Consider the following 16232-nt stretch of genomic DNA (forward strand, 5'->3'; position numbering starts at 1 on the left):
CCGGCCGTGAGCGGGTGAGGGGCGCGGCGCGCGTCGCGTGCTCGGGCCGCCTACGGGAGCATCATCGGATCGACGCGGGCGAGCGCCTTGCGCCGGGCCATCGCGTAGCGCACGCCGGCCCGGAGATCCCGCAGGAGGACGAGCTCGTCGAGCGACTCGCCGGTGTTCACGAGCGAGCCGGCGGTGCGCGCGGACATGCCCACGAGGACGCACTGCGCGCCGAGCAGAACCACGGCCTGCACCGCGCGCAGGATGTGATTCGCGACGTCGCCGTCGATGAGCGGGACGCCGGTGAGATCGAGGATCACGAACTCGGCGTCATGGCGCTCCACGCCGTGCAGCATCGCCGTCATGAGCTTCCGGCACCGAGAACGGTCGAGGTGGCCGACGAGCGGCAGGACGAGGACGCCATCGTCGATCGGCAGCACCGGCGTCGAGAGGGCGGCTATCGTCTCGAGGAGCCGCGACTGGCTGGCGAGGAGGTCGGACTCGATCTGCCGCAGCGACTCTTCCGTCCTCTTTCGTGCGGTCATGTCGACCACGACCCCGACCATCCCGATCACGCGGCCGCTGTCGTCGCGGAAGGGGACGTTGTTCTCCAGCGTCCAGCCGTCGCTCCCGTCCTCGAGCTTCCACCGGAGCTCCACGTTCAGCCGCGGCACCCCGTCCGACATGATGATCTCGTCGTTCTCGCGGTAGCTCTGCGCGACCTCCGGGACGAAGATTTCCTCGTCGCGCTTCCCGATGATCTTGTCGGCCGAGAGGCGATAGTGATCGGCGTAGGCCTTGTTGACGGCGAGGTAGCGGTGGTCGCGATCCTTGAAGAACACCATCGCCGGGATCGCGTCGAGGAGCGCGGCGTGGCCGGAGCCGTCCACCGAAAAGAACTTGGCCAGGAGCCCGTGCTGCTCCTCGGCAGGTGTGTTCTCGCGCGGACGCCGCGCCTCGGCCAGCTCCTCCTCCAGCTCTGCGACGCGCCTCCGCAGCGCGGCTACCTGCTCCTCCAGCGGCGTGTCGTTCGGCGTGTCGTTGTGTGGCTCGGACCGCATTCAGTGTACCACGTGCTGGCCGCCACATTTAGCGCATGATTGTCTGGAGCGCAACACTGGTCAAACGAGGTCCTAGCGTCGCACTCGTCGTACTCGTCGTACTCGTCGTACTCGTCGTACTCGTCGCGCTCGTCGCACTCGTCGCGTTTGGCGTCGTCGCGTTGTGACGTGGCCCTGGCGGACAGGCGGGCTCTATCGTTCTCGACCAAGACGTTCGTCGCCCTCGTGGAGATCCGGCCCTCGCGGCGCGCGATGTTCAAGCTGTACTCCGAGCGCGCCCATTGGACGTGAGCCGAGGACGATTGGCATGCTCGTCTCACGGAGCCCGAGACCGCTGCTCAGACATGGAGATGAGGCGCCAGGACGCCGAGGAGAGGACTCTTCTTCTCGCGGGGCCGGACGGCCCGGCGTCGCCGTGAGCGTTTCGGGCGCGTCAATGAGCGCCGCGGGCGCGCGCCGCGCGGCGACCGGGAGCACGGTAGGCGCACACCCGGCGCGTCGCCGGCCGTGTTCAACCGAGAGAGCCCCCATGAAATCGCACCCGAAGCGCCTCGCTGCAGTCCTCGTCTCCCTGTCCGCCGTCGTCCTCCAGGCGTGCGCCGAAGACGCGGCGCCGGGCGCGCCGGAGCGCCGCAGCGTCGGCGGCTTCACCACGCCCGAGTCCGTGCTTCACGACGAGGAGCGCGACGTGTACCTGGTCTCGAACATCGTCGGCTCGCCCGTCGACAAGGACGATCGAGGCTTCATCTCGCGCGTCTCTCCGGACGGCGAGGTCCTCGACCTCACGTGGATCGACGGCGCCTCGGAGGGCGTCACCCTGAGCGCCCCCAAGGGCATGGCCATCGCGGGCGGAAAGCTCTACGTGGCCGACATCGATGCGGTCCGCGTCTTCGACGCGGGCGACGGCGCGCCGATCCAGGACATCGAGGTGCCCGGCGCCGGCCTGCTCAACGACATCGCGGTCATGCCCGACGGCGCGATCGTGGTGTCCGACACGGGCGTGACCCTCGAGGGCGGCGCCATCACCGGCGTCGGCACGGACGCGCTCGTCGTGATCGCGCCGAGCGGGCAGGTGTCGCGCATCGTCGCCGACCCCGCGCTGCCGCACCCGAACGGCGTCGCGTGCGCGGACGGCGAGATCTGGGTCGCCTACCTCGGCGCGGCGCGGGTGGACGTGTACGACGCCTCGGGCGAGAGGCGGCGCGAGCTCGCGCTGCCGGCGGGCTCGCTGGACGGCCTCGTGCGCCTCGACGACGGCCGGGTCCTCGTGTCGAGCTGGGACGCGGGCGCGGTCTTCGCGATCGACCCGGCCGGGGGCGCGGCGCCGCGCGTCTCCACCCTCGCCGAGGGCCTCCCGAGCCCGGCCGACCTCGGCTGGGACCGATCGAGGAATCGCCTGCTGGTCCCGCTCTTCAACGATGACGAGGTCGTCCTGCTCGACGTCCGATGATCCGGCGGAAGAGCGCTTTGGCCCGCGTACCTCCGCGGTTACGCTCTGCCCCCCGGCCGGTCTGGCGGGCGTCCCGCGGCGAGCGAGCCACGGTCCAGGATCAGGAGCGACGATGACGACCCAGCTCACACGACTGCTCGAGCCCTCCGATCACGCCCAGGCCTGGAGCGCGCTCCGGGAGGCCCTGGCCCGCCTGGAGCGCGCGTCCGCGGCGGGCGGCGCGAACGGCGCCGGCCTGGCCCGGTGGATCGGGGTCTTCTCCCGCGCGCGCGATCGGGTCTCGATCCAGCGGCTCTCCCGGCCGCTCATCGTGCTCATCCTCGACGGCACGAAGCGGATCTTCCTCGACGGCCCGGACGGCAACGCGCGCCTCGTGGCCCGGGAAGGGCAGATCCTGCTCGTGCCGCAGGGCATCCCCCTCGAGCTCGTGAACGAGCCCGACCCCGAGCGCGGCGTCTACCGCGCGTTCACCGTCGAGCTCCTGAGCGAGGTCGACGCGCGGCTCCAGCGCCGCTACCCCACGCTCTGCGTCCAGCGGGGGCTCGGCGGCTTCGAGGCGGATCGGCCGCACCTCCTGCGCTCCGCGCTGCCGTCGATCCAGGCGATGATCCACCTCGTGAGCACGCTCCTCCTGCCCGGCGCGCACGCGCTGCTCCTCGAGCACCGGCTGGAGGACCTCGTCCTGACCCTGCTCTTGCAGCACCGGGAGCAGCTCGAGGAGGGGCGCGCCGCCGCGTCGACGCTGGCGCTCGATCCGACGCTCGCGGTCCGGACGCTGGTGCGCCGCGATCCGGCGCGCCCCTGGGCGGCGCAGGACGTGGCGCGCGCGCTCGGGGTGAGCAACGCGACGCTGCGCCGCCGGCTCGGCGCGAAGGGGGTCTCGTTCCGGGCCCTCCTGTGGAAGGAGCGCCTCGAGCTGGCCAAGACGCTCCTGCGCTCGGGGCGCCACGGCGTGCTGGAGGTCGCGACGGCCTGCGGTTACGACTCGGCGTCGCGCTTCGCCGAGCAGTTCCGGCGATCCGAGGGCGTCAGCCCGTCGGAGTACCGCGCGCAGCACCGGGCCGGCGCGAACGATTGCTGGAGCGAGCCGCCCGAGCCGCCGCCCGCCGCCCGCGCCGGGTGACGGGCGCGCGCGTCCCCCGGCGCGCCCGCGCCGAGCGATGACCCCGGCCACCCGGTCCTGGTAGCCTCGCGCATCGCCCATGCGCCGCGCCGCCCTCCTGTCGCTGCTCCTCACGCTGACCCGCTGCGCCGCGGGCGAGCGGCCCGTCGCGCCCGCGGCCCCGGCGCCGCGGCCGGCCCCCCGCGCGGCGGCGGCGGCCGCGCCATCGCCCGCGCCGCCCGCGCCGGCCGACGCGCCGATCCTCGTCGCCGAGGACCCGCCCGCGTGGGTCGACGACCCCGGGCGCCGGACGAAGCTCCTCGCGATCGTGCCGCAGATCGAGGCCCACCTCGGCGCCGAGCTCGATCGACAGAAGCTGCCGGGGTTCGCCATCGGCATCGTCGAGGGCGGCGAGCTCGCGGTCTCCCGGGGCTTCGGCGCGATCGATCCGGCGACCGGGGCGGCGCCGGACGCCGATACCGTCTACCGCGTCGGCTCGATCACGAAGACCTTCACCGCGGCCGCGATCCTGAAGCTCCGCGACGAGGGCAAGCTCGCGCTGGACGACCCCGCGTCGCGCTACCTCCCGGAGCTCGCGGAGGTCGTCTATCCGACCGCCGACTCGCCGCGGATCACGCTGCGGCACCTGCTCACCCATGCTTCGGGGCTGCCGCGGCTCGGTCGGTTCGATTACTCGGATTCGACGCGCGAGGTCACCGCGGCAGAGGTCCGCGCGGCGGTGCCCGGCACGGCCCTGGAGTACGTCCCCGGGACGAAGGAGGTCTATTCGAACTTCGGGTTCTCCCTCCTCGGGCTCGTCGTCGAGCGCGTCTCCGGGCGCCGCTACCGCGATTACGTGAGCGAGACGATCCTCGCGCCGCTCGGCATGACGTCCTCGGTCTGGGACGAGGGCGCCGTCCCCCCGGGGCGCCTCGCGACAGGGCACGTGAAGAAGCACGGCAAGCTGAAGCCGGAGCCCCACTGGCGGTTCGGCGCGTCCGAGGCGGCCGGCGGGCTCTATGCGTCCGTGCGCGACATGGCACGTTACGCCGCCTTCCAGCTCTCGGCCTATCCGCCGCGCAGCGGCGCGGAGGCGGGCCCCCTCCGGCGGAGCTCGATCCGCGAGGCCCACACCGCGGCGCGGCCCGCGCACCTCTCGGTCGACCCGGCGCGTCCCGAGGGCCGCTACGCGGTCGACGCGAGGGCGAGCGCGCTCGGGCTCGCCTGGCGCGCTCTCGAGAGCTGCGAGGACGAAGAGGTCGTCCTGCACAGCGGGGCGGTCGACGGATATTCCGCCTGGGTGGAGCTCTATCCGCGCGCCGGCGTGGGGCTCGTGCTGCTCTCGAGCCTCGTCGACACGGACCGCGAGGCGCTGCTCGGCGAGGTGCGCGCGGCGCTCCGGCGCGCCGGCGTCACCGCGCCCCGGAAGGAGCGCCCGAGCCCTCGCCTGGAGTCGGCCTTCCAGGCGTCCGTCGCCCTGTACGACCGCTTCGAGCGGGCGCGTTACGAAGAGCTCTTCACGAAGGGCTTCGTCGAGCACGTCTCGCCGGGCGCGTTCGAGGAGATCGTCGAGCGCCTGCGGAAGGACCACGGCGCCTGCAAGCCCGGCGCGCTGATCTCGTCCAAGGGGGCGCGCGAGGCGCGGTTCGCGATGGCCTGCGAGCGAGGGCGCATGGCGGCCAAGCTCACCCTCGACGCCGGGACATCGAAGATCAGCGCCTTTCGTTTCAGCGCCGTCGCGCCGCCCACCGAGGCGATGAAGCGCAGCGCGGAGCAGGTCGTCGCGCTCGCCTCCGGCCAGAAGGCGGCTCCCTTCCAGCAGGTGTTCTCGCACGCCGTCGACGAGGGCGCCGTCCAGCGAGAGCTCTCCGAGCTGCGCGCGGCGCACGGGCGGTGCAAGCTCGGCGGATCGATCGAGTCCGACGGGGAGCAGGAGCACTCCTTCCGCCTCGTGTGCGAGCGCGGCGGGAACATGGTGATGAAGCTCGAGCTCGATCCCGGCGCGCCCGGCCGCGTCCGCGAGCTCGAGCTCGAGGCGGCGCCCCAGGCGGGCAGGTGCCCGGAGAGGCCCTGAGGCGCGGCGTCAGCGGGCGGCCCGCTCCGCGCCGGCGCCTTCGATCGTGGCCAGGACGCCGAAATGATCCGACAGCGTCGTCCGGACGGCGCGCCCCGCGGCCTGGATCGTGATGGGCGCGTCCAGGATGCGGTCCGCGCGGAGGCCCGCGTCGAGGCCGCGCACGAGCACGTGATCGAGCCGCCAGCCCGAGTCCTCGACGTCGCCCGTGCCGAGCCCGTCGTGCGAGAAGGTCGCGCGGCGATCGGGTACGTCGGCGTCGCGGAACCCGGCGCGCTCCAGGCGGCGGAACAGCGACGAGCCGGGCGTGGTGTTGAGATCGCCGAGGAGCAGCGCCGGCGCGCCGCCCGCCTTCGCGTCGACCCAGTCGAGCAGCCGCTCGAGCTGGGGCGGCTGCTCCGGGCCGCCCGGCGACAGGTGCGCCGCGAACACGTGCAGCGCGCCGAGCTCGGCCGCCGCGACGCGCGCGTACAGCGCGCCGCGGGCGTTCACGGTCGACTCGAACACGAGGAGGTCGCGATCGTCGAGCGGCGCGGCCGCGAGCAGCCCCGTGCCGAACGAGCCGCCGTACGCGATGAGCCCGCCGAAGCGCGACGACGAGCCCGCGGCCGGCGCCGCGGGCGTCGCCGGGTCCCCGACGCACCGGTCGACGATCTCGTGGATCGTGCCGACAGGGCGGCTCGCGATGCAGTTGAGGCACGGGGTGGGGAGGGCGAGCGCGGTGGGCGCGCAGCTCTGCACGACGCAGCGCGCGAGCGCCTCGTCCGTCAGCCCGCTGCATTTCGCCTCAGCGCACGCGACGAGCGGCCTCACCTGGGAGGCGCCGCACGCCGCGCGCGGGGCCGGGTGCGCGGGCTCCGGCCGGAGCGCGTGCGGCAGGCGCGACTCCAGCGCTCGGCGGAGCAGATCCCAGTGCGCGTCGAGCCAGAACTCCTGCACGAACAGGAGGTCCACGTCGAGCGCGGCGAGCGCCTCGACCACGCGCGGCACGCGCTCCGTCGCGTACGGCAGCACCCCGACGGCGAGCCCTGCATTGAAGGTGGCAATCCGGAACGGCATCGCGCGCGGCGATGCACGCGGTGTGCCCGTCGGCGCGAACACGGCTGTCGTCGCCGCATTCGCGCCCTCGTCTGCGGCGCCGTCGTGGCGCTGCTCGCCGCGCGATCCTGGGATGTCGGTCGGCCGCCTCGCTGGCGCAGGCGCCTGTCCAGCATCGCCGAGGGCCGGCGTTCGCGCGGAAGCGCCGGGCTCGCCCCGGCGCGGATCATCCTGCCTTGTCGACGCGCCCGTCGGGGTACCGCGCGAACCGGCCTTCCGCGCGCCCGTGGACCGGATCGTCGCTCGGCCACGGCCACCCCCCGAAGCCGGTCCGCCGGTAGTCGAGGAAGGCCTGCTGGACCTCGGCCATCGAGGTCATCACGAAGGGGCCGTGTTGCGCGACGGGCTCGCCGATGGGCCGGCCCTGGAGGAGCAGGATCTCGGCCTCGTCGGGGCCGTTCTCGAGGAGCGCGGCGGCGCCGTCGCGGAGCGTGATCCGCTGGCCCCCGGGGACGCGGCGGGGGCCGACGCGCAGCTCGGCGCCGCGGAAGAAGTAGAGGGCGCGGTTCGTCCCCGGAGAGGCGGCCGGCAGCGCGAACCGCGCGCCCGGCGCCATCTTGAGCGTCCAGATCGCGACGTCGGCGTCCGCGCGCGCCGCCCACGATTTCGGCGGCGGGGCCGGCGGGCGGAGCTCGCCGAAGCGGCCGGCGACCACGGTGATCTCGGTCGCCCTGCCGGCGGCGTCGCGCGCGAGCTGCTTCGGGATCGTGTCGCCCCACATCATCACGAAGTGCGGGTCGGCGAGCTTGTCGGCGCGCGGGAGGTTGAGCCAGATCTGGAAGAGCTCGAGTGGATTGGGCCCGCCCTCCTCGACGAGCGGGAACATCTCCGCGTGCACGATGCCGCTCCCCGCCGTGAGCCACTGGACGTCGCCGCGGCCGTAGCGCGCGGCCGCGCCGAGCGAGTCCGAATGATCGACGAGCCCGCGCCGCACGATCGTCACGGTCTCGAAGCCGCGGTGCGGGTGCTGCGGGAAGCCGGGGACCACCGCGCCGTGGTACATGCGCCAGCCGTCCTTGCCCGCGAAATCGCGGCCGATGGCGCGGCCCGCGAGCGAGGCGGCCGGCCCCATCCGCTCGTTGCCGGCCGGGTACGCGTCGTCGTGGTGGACGCAGAACAGGAACGGGTCGAGCGTCTCCCAGGGCGAGCCGAGCGGCGCGACGCCGCGGACCACGTCCTCCGCGGCGAGCGCGGCTTCATCGGTGCGGCTGGGCGAGGGCTCGGTGCGGGCGCACGCGGCCGCGACGGGCGCGGCGGCGAGGGCCCCGAGGGCAGTGCGGCGATCCATGGCAGCCATCGTAAGGTGCCGCCCGCGGACGGACAACGGTGCGCGCGCGCAACGCGGCGTTGCGTGGCCAGCAACGCCAGCAACGCCAGCAACCATCGAGCGACCATCGAGCCGCCCGCGCGCAACGTGCTGGATCCGTATTCTCCTCGTCCGAGCGCCTCGCCAAGGGTTACAGTCGATCCTCGTGTCCACACCTCGCTCCGAGCGGAGCATCATCTTCCTCGTCGCTGCGGTCCAGTTCATCAACATCCTCGACTTCGTGATGGTGATGCCGCTCGGGCCGGACTTCGCGGTCGCCCTGGGCATCCCGATGTCCGACATCGGCCTCATCGGCGGCAGCTACACCGCGTCGGCCGCGCTGTCGGGCCTCGCCGGCGCGTTCTTCCTCGACCGGTTCGACCGGCGCAGCGCGCTCGCGGTGGCGATGCTCGGCCTCGTCGTCGGCACCGCGGCCGGCGGCTTCGCGACCGGGCTGCCGAGCCTCATGGCGGCGCGCGTGCTCGCCGGGGCGTTCGGCGGGCCCGCGACCTCGGTCGCGTTCTCCATCGTCGCGGACGTCATCCCGCCCGAGCGCCGCGGCAAGGCGATGGGCGTCGTGATGGGCTCGTTCTCGGTCGCCTCGGTGTTCGGCATCCCGGCCGGGCTCGAGCTCGCCCGGCGCGGCGGCTTCCCGCTGCCGTTCTTCGCCGTCGCCGCGCTCGGGTTGCTCGTCGCCGGGCTCGCGGTCTTCCTCTTGCCCTCGATGCGCGATCACCTCGCCGGCGAGCCGCCGTCGGGCGGCGCCCTGAGCGAGCTCCGCGCCCTCCTCGGCCGGCCGATCGTGATGCTCTCGTACGCGACGACGGCGACCGTGACGATGGCGTCGTTCCTCGTGATCCCCAACATCTCCGCGTACGTGCAGTACAACCTCGGGTACCCGCGCGAGCGGCTCGGGCTGCTCTACTTCGTGGGGGGCCTGGTCAGCTTCTTCGCGATGCGCGCGGTGGGGCCGCTCGTCGACCGCTTCGGCGCGTTCCAGACGGGCTCGGTGGGCGCGGCGGTGCTCGTGGGCGTCCTCTACGCCGGCTTCTTCTCGTACGTGCCGGGGCTGCCCGTGCTCGTCATCTTCATCGTCTTCATGCTCGGCATGACGTTCCGCAACGTCTCTCACAGCACGCTGACGTCCAAGGTGCCGCGCCCGGCCGAGCGCGCGCGCTTCACCTCGATGCAGTCGGCCGTGCAGCACATGGCGTCCGCCATCGCGGCGTTCTGGTCGGCGAGGATGCTCCACGAGCTGCCGGATCGGCGCCTCGACGGCATGCCCGCCGTCGCCGCGCTCTCGATCGCCTTCACGCTCGCGCTCCCGCTCCTGTTCCTCGGGATCGAGCGGCGCGTCACCCTCGCCGCCGCCCAGCGCACGTAGCCGTGCCGCCGCGCGCCCGGCCGCGGCGCGAGCGCGGGGGCGCGGGCGTCAGCGGGCGGGGCTCGTCTGCGAGATGCGATAAGCGCCGACGGTCGCGGCGAGGGACGAGAGGATGAGGAGCGCGAGCGCCAGCGCGATGTTGTTGAGCGACTCGCCGAGGCCGACGATCCACAGCCAGCGCGCGTCGGGCGGCACCGCGCCCATGAGGGTGAGCGATTTGATGGTGCCGCTGACGAACCCGAGGCCGCCGGACACCAGCGTGAGGATACCGAGGCTGATCTGGAGCGGCACGAACCGCCGCTCGGGCGAGACCGCATAACGGACGGACGCGGCGAGGAGCAGGAGACCGAAGACCAACGTCGGATACATCCCCCAGCCGCCCATGTGGAACGCTTCAGCCATGACGAGTGCCTCCTTGACCAGCGCTCTTGACAGGCGCTGGCGCCGAAGGTTCCGGCGCGGGAGGGCGAATCCCTCGGAGACGCCCCGTTCACCCCATCGACGCTCGAGCCGCCGAAAGCGCTGTTGCCGGCGTCGCCGAGGGAGGCTCGCGCCTTGCATGCGCGAGCGCTTCGGGTATAGCTTCGGGCTGATGAGCGGCCTCGCGAGCTCGCCGTTGACGACGCAGACCTTCGATCTGCGGCAGTCCCCGGACAGCCGGGGAATCTACTCCTACCTCCTCGTCATCGGCGCTTCCTCGTCGTACCGGCGCGCCCTGCCGGACGACGGCGTGCTCGTCGTGGGGCGCAGCGACGACGCCGACGTGCGGCTCGACACCGCCGCGGTGTCCCGGCGGCACGCCGAGCTCGTCTTTTCCCGGGGCGAGATCCGGATCGCCGATCTCGGCAGCCACAATGGCACGCTCGTCAACGGCGAGCGCATCGAGGGCTCGCGCGCGCTCGGCTCCGGCGACGTCATCACCATGGGCGACACCACGCTGATCCTCCGGCGCGAGTCGCCGTCGCGGGGCAGCGCCCTCATCGAGATGGGCCGGCTGCGCCGGCGCGTCGAGGAGGAGATCGAGCGCGCCGCCGACTCGGCGCGGCCGTTCGGCCTGGCGGTGGTGTCCCTCGGGTCCGTGCAGATGCGCACGACGCTGGAGCAGCGGGCGCTCTCGGCGCTCCGGCTCGTGGACATCGTCGCCTGGGACGGCGCCTCTCAGCTCGCCATCGGGTTCCCCGAGCTCGGCGGCGAGGCGGCGCGCGCCGCGGCGCTCCAGGTGCTCGAGGCGATCGCGCCGCTCTCCCCCGAGGCGCGCGCCGGCCTGGCCTGCTACCCGTTCGACGGCGGCGACACCGAGACGCTCCTCGCCGGCGCGCGGACCGCCGCGTCGATCGCCGCCCCGGGGGCGATCGCCTCCGCCTCGGAGGCCGCCGTCCGGCACGTCATCGGCGAGCGCACCGTCGTGGTGGCCGATTCGGCCATGATCCGGCTGTTCGAGCTGATCCGGCGCCTCGCGGCGAGCGATCTGCCGGTGCTCGTCCTCGGCGAGACGGGGGCGGGCAAGGAGAACGCCGCGGCCGCCGTGCACCACTGGTCGGCGCGGGCCCAGAAGCCGATGATCACGCTCAACTGCGCCGCGCTCCCGGAGACGCTGGTGGAGAGCGAGCTCTTCGGCTACGAGAAGGGCGCCTTCTCGGAGGCGCGGGCGCCCAAGCCCGGCCTGCTGGAGCGGGCGCACGGCGGCACCGTCTTCCTCGACGAGATCGGCGAGCTGCCCCTCGGCGCGCAGGCCAAGCTGCTCCGCGCGCTCGAGGCGAAGCGGATCACGCGCCTCGGCGACGTGCGTGATCGCGAGGTGGACATCCGCATCGTCGCCGCCACCAACCGCGACCTCGAGGAGGAGGTCCGCGCCGGCCGGTTCCGTCAAGATCTGCTCTTCCGCCTGAGCGCCGCCGTCGTCGAGCTGCCCCCGCTCCGGCACCGGCGGCGCGAGCTGCCGATCCTGGCCCGCCTGTTCCTCGCCGAGGCGTGCGCCCGGGCCGGTCGGCCCGCGCTCGATCTCTCGGAGGCCGCGCTCGCCGCGCTCTTCGCGCACCCGTTCCCCGGCAACGTGCGCGAGCTCAAGAACGCGATGGAGTACGCCGCCGCCACGGCGGACGGCCCGGTGATCGAGCCCTGGGGCCTGCCCGAGCGCATCGCCGGGATCGAGCTCCCGCCGCGGCCCGCGGCGGATCCGTCGGCGCCGCCCGCGGCGGGGCCCTCCCGCTTCAAGCCCATCGCCGAGGAGCTCCGAGAGATCGAGTGCACGCGCATGCGCCAGGCGCTCGACGCCGCGGACGGGGTCCAGAAGCGGGCGGCGGCGCTCCTCGGGATGCCCGTCCGCACCTTCACGTTCAAGCTCAAGCAATACGGCATCTCCACGCGAGAGGGGAAGCGGAGCCCGTGAGGGAGCGGTCCGGTCCCCGGACGGATCAGAACACGAGGCGCGCCGACAGCGCCGCAGCATCGGGCGACGCGGCGGGCCGGAGCTCGAGCTTCACCCCGCCGCGATCCGGGGTGCGGTAGGCCTCGGGCCCGTTCACGAAGAGCAGGACCGTCCCCGTGATCACGGTCGCTCCGCCGACGACGAGGGCGCCGATCCCCAGCCCCCTCGCGAGGTCGGAGCCGTCGTACGCGTCCGACGCGAACGGCTTGCACGACGGCTCGCAGCGGGCCTTGAGGCGACCGTCGGTTGCTTTCTGCTCGGCGGCGGCATGCCGCATCAGCGCGCCGCCTGCGACGCCCAGGGCCGCGCCCGCCCCGAGCGTGGCCCACGGGAGCCACGTGGCCCACCGCGGCCTGCTGACGACGGTGTCGGCGCTCAGGGCGATCTGGCCCGAAGCCTCTTGGCCGGCGAAGACGAGGATGGGCTTGACGACCGTAAAATAGCCGCTCTTTTTCGCCGTGATGACGTGCTCTCCCGGCATGACCATCCGGCGCTCGGCGCCGGGGCCGATGAACCAGGGCTGGCCGTCCATCAGCACGACGGCGCCCGGCTCGTCGCAGCGGATCCGGATGGCGGCGAGCTCCCGCTCGGCGAGCGCTCGCATCGCCGCGCGCGCCTCCTGCTCCTTCTCGGCGTCGAGCGAGCCGGGCCCCCACCGCAGGGCGAGGCGCAGGTTCTCGTGGGCCAGGAGGGGCAGGCCCATGAGCTTCAACACCCGCCCGAGGTAGAGCCGGAGCTCGGGCTGCTCCCAGACCGCGAGCGCCTCCTCGTACTTGGCCCGCGCCTCGGCGAGCATCGCGCGCCGGTGCAGCTCGCGCGCCTCCTCGAAGAGCGCCCGCGCCCGCTGCTTTCGCTCCTCGGAGACCCCCTCGTGCCATGGCCCCGGCGGCGCCTCCTCGGCGCGCGCGGGCCCGGCGCACAGGGTCACGACGGCGATGGGCAAGAGGAGCTGCGCTGTCGAGAGCGCGAATCGAGCGGGTCGCTTGCGGGTCGTCGTCATGAAGCCGAGCGCCTCCCACTACCGCGGCAGCACCGTCCGGATGTGACGATAGATGGCGCCGCCCTCGCCGACGACAAAGGACGATTTCCCGGTGCCCCAGACCGCGAAAAAGATGCGATCCGTCGTGGGATCGAGCTTGAGCCAGGAGGTCCCGTCGTAGTGCAGGAGCTCGCCGAACTGGCCCACGGCAAAGACATCCCGCGGCCCGCGCCCCCACACCCCATTCAGCGTTATCAGCGTGGTCGAGCTCATGGCCTTCCAGCCCCGGCCGTCGTAGTGCAGGATCGTGCCTTCAGAACCCACGGCGAAGACATCCTGCGGCCCGCTCCCCCACACCCCGGTCAACCATGCCTCCGGTGCGGGCGAGGGCATTTTCTGCCAGCCCTCGCCGTCGTAGTGCAGGATCGTGCCCCGATCACCCACGGCGAAGACATCCGTCGTCCCGCTCCCCCACACGCCCTTCAACGATGCCTCCCGTGCGGGCGAGGGCATTTTTTGCCAGCCCTGGCCGTCGTAGTGCAGGATCGTGCCTTCAGAACCCACGGCAAAGACATCCTGCGGCCCGTACCCCCACACGCCGTTCAACCATGGCTTCGAAGGCCAGCTCTCATCCTCCCAGCCCTGGCCGTCGTAGTGCAGGATCGTGCCTTCAGAACCCACGACGAAGACATCCTGCGGCCCGCTCCCCCACACGCCGTTCAACGATGGCTTCGTGGGCGGGATCTCCTCCTCCCAGCTGTGGCCGTCGTAGCGCAGGATCGTGCCTCCATCACCCACGACGAAGACATCGCGCGGTCCGCTCCCCCATACGCCGCTCATCCATGCCGTCGTGGGCGAGGTCATGTTCTGCCAGTCCTGGCCGTTGTAGTGCAGCGTCGTGCCTCCGTTCCCCACGGCGAAGACGTCCTGCGGTCCGCTACCCCACACATCATGCAACCGTACCTGCCGCGAGGACACCTCCTCGGGCAACGTCGTGGGCAACGTCATGCGCCGCCAGCCCTCGCCGTCGTAGTGCAGCATCGTGCCCTCGACATCCACGACATAGACATTGTCCGGCGCGCTCTCCCACACGCCCGACAAAGCCTTCGATGTGGGCGAGGGCACGGCCTGCCAGCCCTGACCGTCGTAGCGGAGCATCGTGCCCTGATCACCCACGGCGAAGACGTCGTGCGCCTCGCTCCCCCACACGCCCGACAACGCTTCCGACGTCGGCGAGGGCATGACCCGCCAGCCCTGACCGTCGTAGCGCAGGATCGTGCCTTCAGACCCCACGGCGAAGACATCGTGCGCCTCGCTCCCCCACACGCCCGACAACGCCTCCGACGTGGGCGAGGGCATGGCCTGCCAGCCCTGACCGTCATAGCGCAGGATCGTGCCCCGAGCGCCCACGGCGAAGACATCGCGCGGCCCGCTCCCCCACACGTCCGACAACGCTTCCGACGTGGGCGAGGGCATGGCGTGCCAGTCCTCACCGTCGTAGTGCAGGATCGTGCCTTCAGAACCCACGGCGAAGACATCGCGCGGCCCGCTCCCCCACACGCCCGACAACGCTTCCGACGTGGGCGAGGGCAGGGTCTGCCAGGACTGGCCGTTGTAGCGAACGATCGCGCCGCCGTCACCCACGGCAAACGCTTCCTGCCGCCAGCTCCAACCGGCGCGCAACGCTCGCGAGGTCACGCGCTCCTGCCGCCGCCAGTTCCAGCTTCCGCACGGGATGACGGACAGGTCATCGCAGGAGCTGACGCACCCCGGGCGGCCGAAGTCGTAGCTCAGCGAGACGCAGGATATCGTGACCGGCAATTGGGTGTCGCAGATCTCATCCCGTGTCAGCTCCCCGTCGCCGCAATGCACGCACGTGCTGCCGCAGCCGTCGCCGCCGACCTGGTTGCCGTCGTCGCAGTCCTCGCCGGCCTCCACGACGCCGTTGCCGCAGGTGTTGACGCTCGTCGAGGCGACGCACGTAGCGGAGACGCAGGTGTAGCCGGACGGGCAAACCCCGCCGTCGCACGGGATCCCGCCCTGGAGGCACGCACCCGCGATACAGAACAAAGCCAGCACGAACACGGCCGCAGCCGCATGGCGGAGCGCTCCTCCGCCTCGCCACAGGCCCGAGACCGCTGGGCTCGCATCCTCGTCCCGCCTTCGCATTCTACCTCGCCTTTCGGTCGGATCAGAACACCACCCGGCCGGACAGCATCGCACCCTCGAGCGACGCGGCGGGCCGGAGCTCGATCGTCACACCGCCGCGATCCGGGGCGCGGTAGGCCTCGGGCCTGTTCATGAAGAGCAGGACCGTCCCCGTGATCACGGTCGCGCCGCCGGCGACGAGGGCGCCGATCCCCAGCCGGTTCTCGAGGACGCTGCGATCGTACGCGTCGCGATCGAACGCTTCGCACGTCGTGACGCAGCCGGCCCGGAGGCCCAGGTGAGCGTCTTTGTGCTCCGCGCCGGCATGCCACATCAGCGCGCCGCCCGCGACGCCCAGGGCCGCGCCCGCCCCGAGCGTGGCCCACGGGAGCCACGTGGCCCACCGCGGCCTGCTGACGACGGTATCGGCGCTCAGGGCGACCCGTCCCGAGGCCTCTTTGCCGGCGACGACGAGGATGGGCTTGACCACGGTCGAATAGCCGCTCTTTCTCGCCGTGATGACGTGCTCTCCCGGCATGACCATCCGGCGCTCGACGCCGGGGCCGACGAACCAGGGCTGGCCGTCCATCAGCACGACGGCGCCCGGCTCGTCGCAGCGGATCCGGATGGCGGCGAGCTCCCGCTCGGCGAGCGCTCGCATCGCCGCGCGCGCCTCCTGCTCTTTCTCGGCGTCGAGCGAGCCGGGCCCCCAGCGCAGGGCGAGGCGCAGGTTCTCGTGGGCCAGGAGGGGCAGGCCCATGAGCTTCAACAAGCGCCCGAGGTAGAGCCGGAGCTCGGGCTGCTCCCAGGCAGCGAGCGCCTCCTCGTACTTGGCCCGCGCCTCGGCGAGCATCGCGCGCCGGTGCAGCTCGCGCGCCTCCTCGAAGAGCGCCTGCGCCCGCTGCTTTCGCTCCTCGGAGACCCCCTCGTGCCATGGCGCTGGCGGCGCCTCCTCGGCGCGCGCGGGCCCAGCGCACAGGGTCACGACGGCGATGGGCAAGAGGAGCTGCGCTGTCGAGAGCACGAATCGAGCGGGTTGCTTGCGGGTCGTCATCATGAAGCCGAGCGCCTCCCCTCCGGCGCGTCCGTGGGACCTGCGCTCCCGCGCCCGATCGGCGCGCGCCCGGGCTCGCCGGGCACGTTGCGCGCATATCGCGATCGACGCGTCGAGCGCAAGTCGAGGAGAGGCGACGATCGCACGTGGTCTCCTGCCC

The 16232-nt window shown here is 72.8% G+C and carries 12 protein-coding genes; 5 read left to right on the top strand and 7 right to left on the bottom strand.

Going from position 1 to position 16232, the window contains the following annotated elements:
- Nucleotides 1–50 precede the first annotated feature (50 nt).
- Nucleotides 51–1049 (bottom strand): PAS domain-containing protein, encoded by a 999-nt coding sequence (locus WMF33_RS20280; protein ID WP_437338683.1) that lies wholly within the window; start codon nucleotides 1047–1049, stop codon nucleotides 51–53.
- A 529-nt stretch (nucleotides 1050–1578) separates the two neighbouring features.
- Here WMF33_RS20280 and WMF33_RS20285 point away from each other — a divergent pair.
- From WMF33_RS20285 to WMF33_RS20295, 3 genes are all read left to right on the top strand, one after another.
- A complete protein-coding gene (locus tag WMF33_RS20285) occupies nucleotides 1579–2499 on the top strand; it encodes an SMP-30/gluconolactonase/LRE family protein (protein WP_437338684.1) in 921 nt (306 codons plus the stop codon).
- A 112-nt stretch (nucleotides 2500–2611) separates the two neighbouring features.
- On the top strand, nucleotides 2612–3622 hold the full coding sequence (locus tag WMF33_RS20290) for a helix-turn-helix transcriptional regulator (RefSeq protein WP_437338685.1): 1011 nt from the start codon (nucleotides 2612–2614) through the stop codon (nucleotides 3620–3622).
- Between the two features lie 79 nt (nucleotides 3623–3701).
- The gene (locus WMF33_RS20295; RefSeq protein ID WP_437338686.1) at nucleotides 3702–5675 is read left to right on the top strand and encodes a serine hydrolase domain-containing protein; all 1974 of its coding nucleotides are present in this window, start codon (nucleotides 3702–3704) and stop codon (nucleotides 5673–5675) included.
- A gap of 9 nt (nucleotides 5676–5684) precedes the next feature.
- Here the strand turns inward: WMF33_RS20295 and WMF33_RS20300 are convergent, their stop codons facing one another.
- Nucleotides 5685–6734, bottom strand: a complete 1050-nt coding sequence (locus tag WMF33_RS20300) for an endonuclease/exonuclease/phosphatase family protein (RefSeq protein ID WP_437338687.1) — start codon at nucleotides 6732–6734, stop codon at nucleotides 5685–5687.
- 205 nt (nucleotides 6735–6939) lie between these two features.
- Entirely contained in the window at nucleotides 6940–8070 is a 1131-nt protein-coding gene (locus tag WMF33_RS20305; RefSeq protein WP_437338688.1) for a pirin family protein, read from the bottom strand.
- A 175-nt stretch (nucleotides 8071–8245) separates the two neighbouring features.
- On the opposite strand from WMF33_RS20305, the gene WMF33_RS20310 reads away from it, so the two are divergent.
- Nucleotides 8246–9463 carry an MFS transporter gene (locus WMF33_RS20310; RefSeq protein ID WP_437338689.1) on the top strand — a complete coding sequence of 406 codons (1218 nt, stop codon included), beginning with the start codon at nucleotides 8246–8248 and terminating at the stop codon, nucleotides 9461–9463.
- 48 nt (nucleotides 9464–9511) lie between these two features.
- Here the strand turns inward: WMF33_RS20310 and WMF33_RS20315 are convergent, their stop codons facing one another.
- Nucleotides 9512–9865 carry a hypothetical protein gene (locus WMF33_RS20315; RefSeq protein ID WP_437338690.1) on the bottom strand — a complete coding sequence of 118 codons (354 nt, stop codon included), beginning with the start codon at nucleotides 9863–9865 and terminating at the stop codon, nucleotides 9512–9514.
- Between the two features lie 157 nt (nucleotides 9866–10022).
- Between WMF33_RS20315 and WMF33_RS20320 the strand changes: the two genes are divergently transcribed.
- Complete coding sequence (locus WMF33_RS20320) at nucleotides 10023–11852, top strand: sigma 54-interacting transcriptional regulator (RefSeq protein ID WP_437338691.1); 1830 nt, start codon at nucleotides 10023–10025, stop codon at nucleotides 11850–11852.
- A gap of 25 nt (nucleotides 11853–11877) precedes the next feature.
- Here the strand turns inward: WMF33_RS20320 and WMF33_RS20325 are convergent, their stop codons facing one another.
- The 3 genes from WMF33_RS20325 to WMF33_RS20335 form a co-directional block, all read right to left on the bottom strand.
- The gene (locus WMF33_RS20325) at nucleotides 11878–12891 is read right to left on the bottom strand and encodes a hypothetical protein (protein ID WP_437338692.1); all 1014 of its coding nucleotides are present in this window, start codon (nucleotides 12889–12891) and stop codon (nucleotides 11878–11880) included.
- Between the two features lie 18 nt (nucleotides 12892–12909).
- Nucleotides 12910–14955, bottom strand: coding sequence for a DUF4215 domain-containing protein (locus tag WMF33_RS20330; protein WP_437338693.1), 2046 nt, complete (start codon nucleotides 14953–14955; stop codon nucleotides 12910–12912).
- A 106-nt stretch (nucleotides 14956–15061) separates the two neighbouring features.
- Nucleotides 15062–16075 carry a hypothetical protein gene (locus WMF33_RS20335; protein ID WP_437338694.1) on the bottom strand — a complete coding sequence of 338 codons (1014 nt, stop codon included), beginning with the start codon at nucleotides 16073–16075 and terminating at the stop codon, nucleotides 15062–15064.
- Nucleotides 16076–16232 lie beyond the last annotated feature (157 nt).

The sequence above is a fragment of the Sorangium sp. So ce394 genome, from assembly GCF_051474665.1.
Lineage (GTDB): Bacteria > Myxococcota_A > Polyangia > Polyangiales > Polyangiaceae > Sorangium > Sorangium cellulosum_D.

Coding starts and splice junctions, on each gene's coding strand:
- WMF33_RS20280 (WP_437338683.1), bottom strand. CDS start 1,049: ATGCGGTCCGAGCCACACAACGACACGCCGAACGACACGCCGCTGGAG.
- WMF33_RS20285 (WP_437338684.1), top strand. CDS start 1,579: ATGAAATCGCACCCGAAGCGCCTCGCTGCAGTCCTCGTCTCCCTGTCC.
- WMF33_RS20290 (WP_437338685.1), top strand. CDS start 2,612: ATGACGACCCAGCTCACACGACTGCTCGAGCCCTCCGATCACGCCCAG.
- WMF33_RS20295 (WP_437338686.1), top strand. CDS start 3,702: ATGCGCCGCGCCGCCCTCCTGTCGCTGCTCCTCACGCTGACCCGCTGC.
- WMF33_RS20300 (WP_437338687.1), bottom strand. CDS start 6,734: ATGCCGTTCCGGATTGCCACCTTCAATGCAGGGCTCGCCGTCGGGGTG.
- WMF33_RS20305 (WP_437338688.1), bottom strand. CDS start 8,070: ATGGCTGCCATGGATCGCCGCACTGCCCTCGGGGCCCTCGCCGCCGCG.
- WMF33_RS20315 (WP_437338690.1), bottom strand. CDS start 9,865: ATGGCTGAAGCGTTCCACATGGGCGGCTGGGGGATGTATCCGACGTTG.
- WMF33_RS20320 (WP_437338691.1), top strand. CDS start 10,023: ATGCGCGAGCGCTTCGGGTATAGCTTCGGGCTGATGAGCGGCCTCGCG.
- WMF33_RS20325 (WP_437338692.1), bottom strand. CDS start 12,891: ATGACGACGACCCGCAAGCGACCCGCTCGATTCGCGCTCTCGACAGCG.
- WMF33_RS20335 (WP_437338694.1), bottom strand. CDS start 16,075: ATGATGACGACCCGCAAGCAACCCGCTCGATTCGTGCTCTCGACAGCG.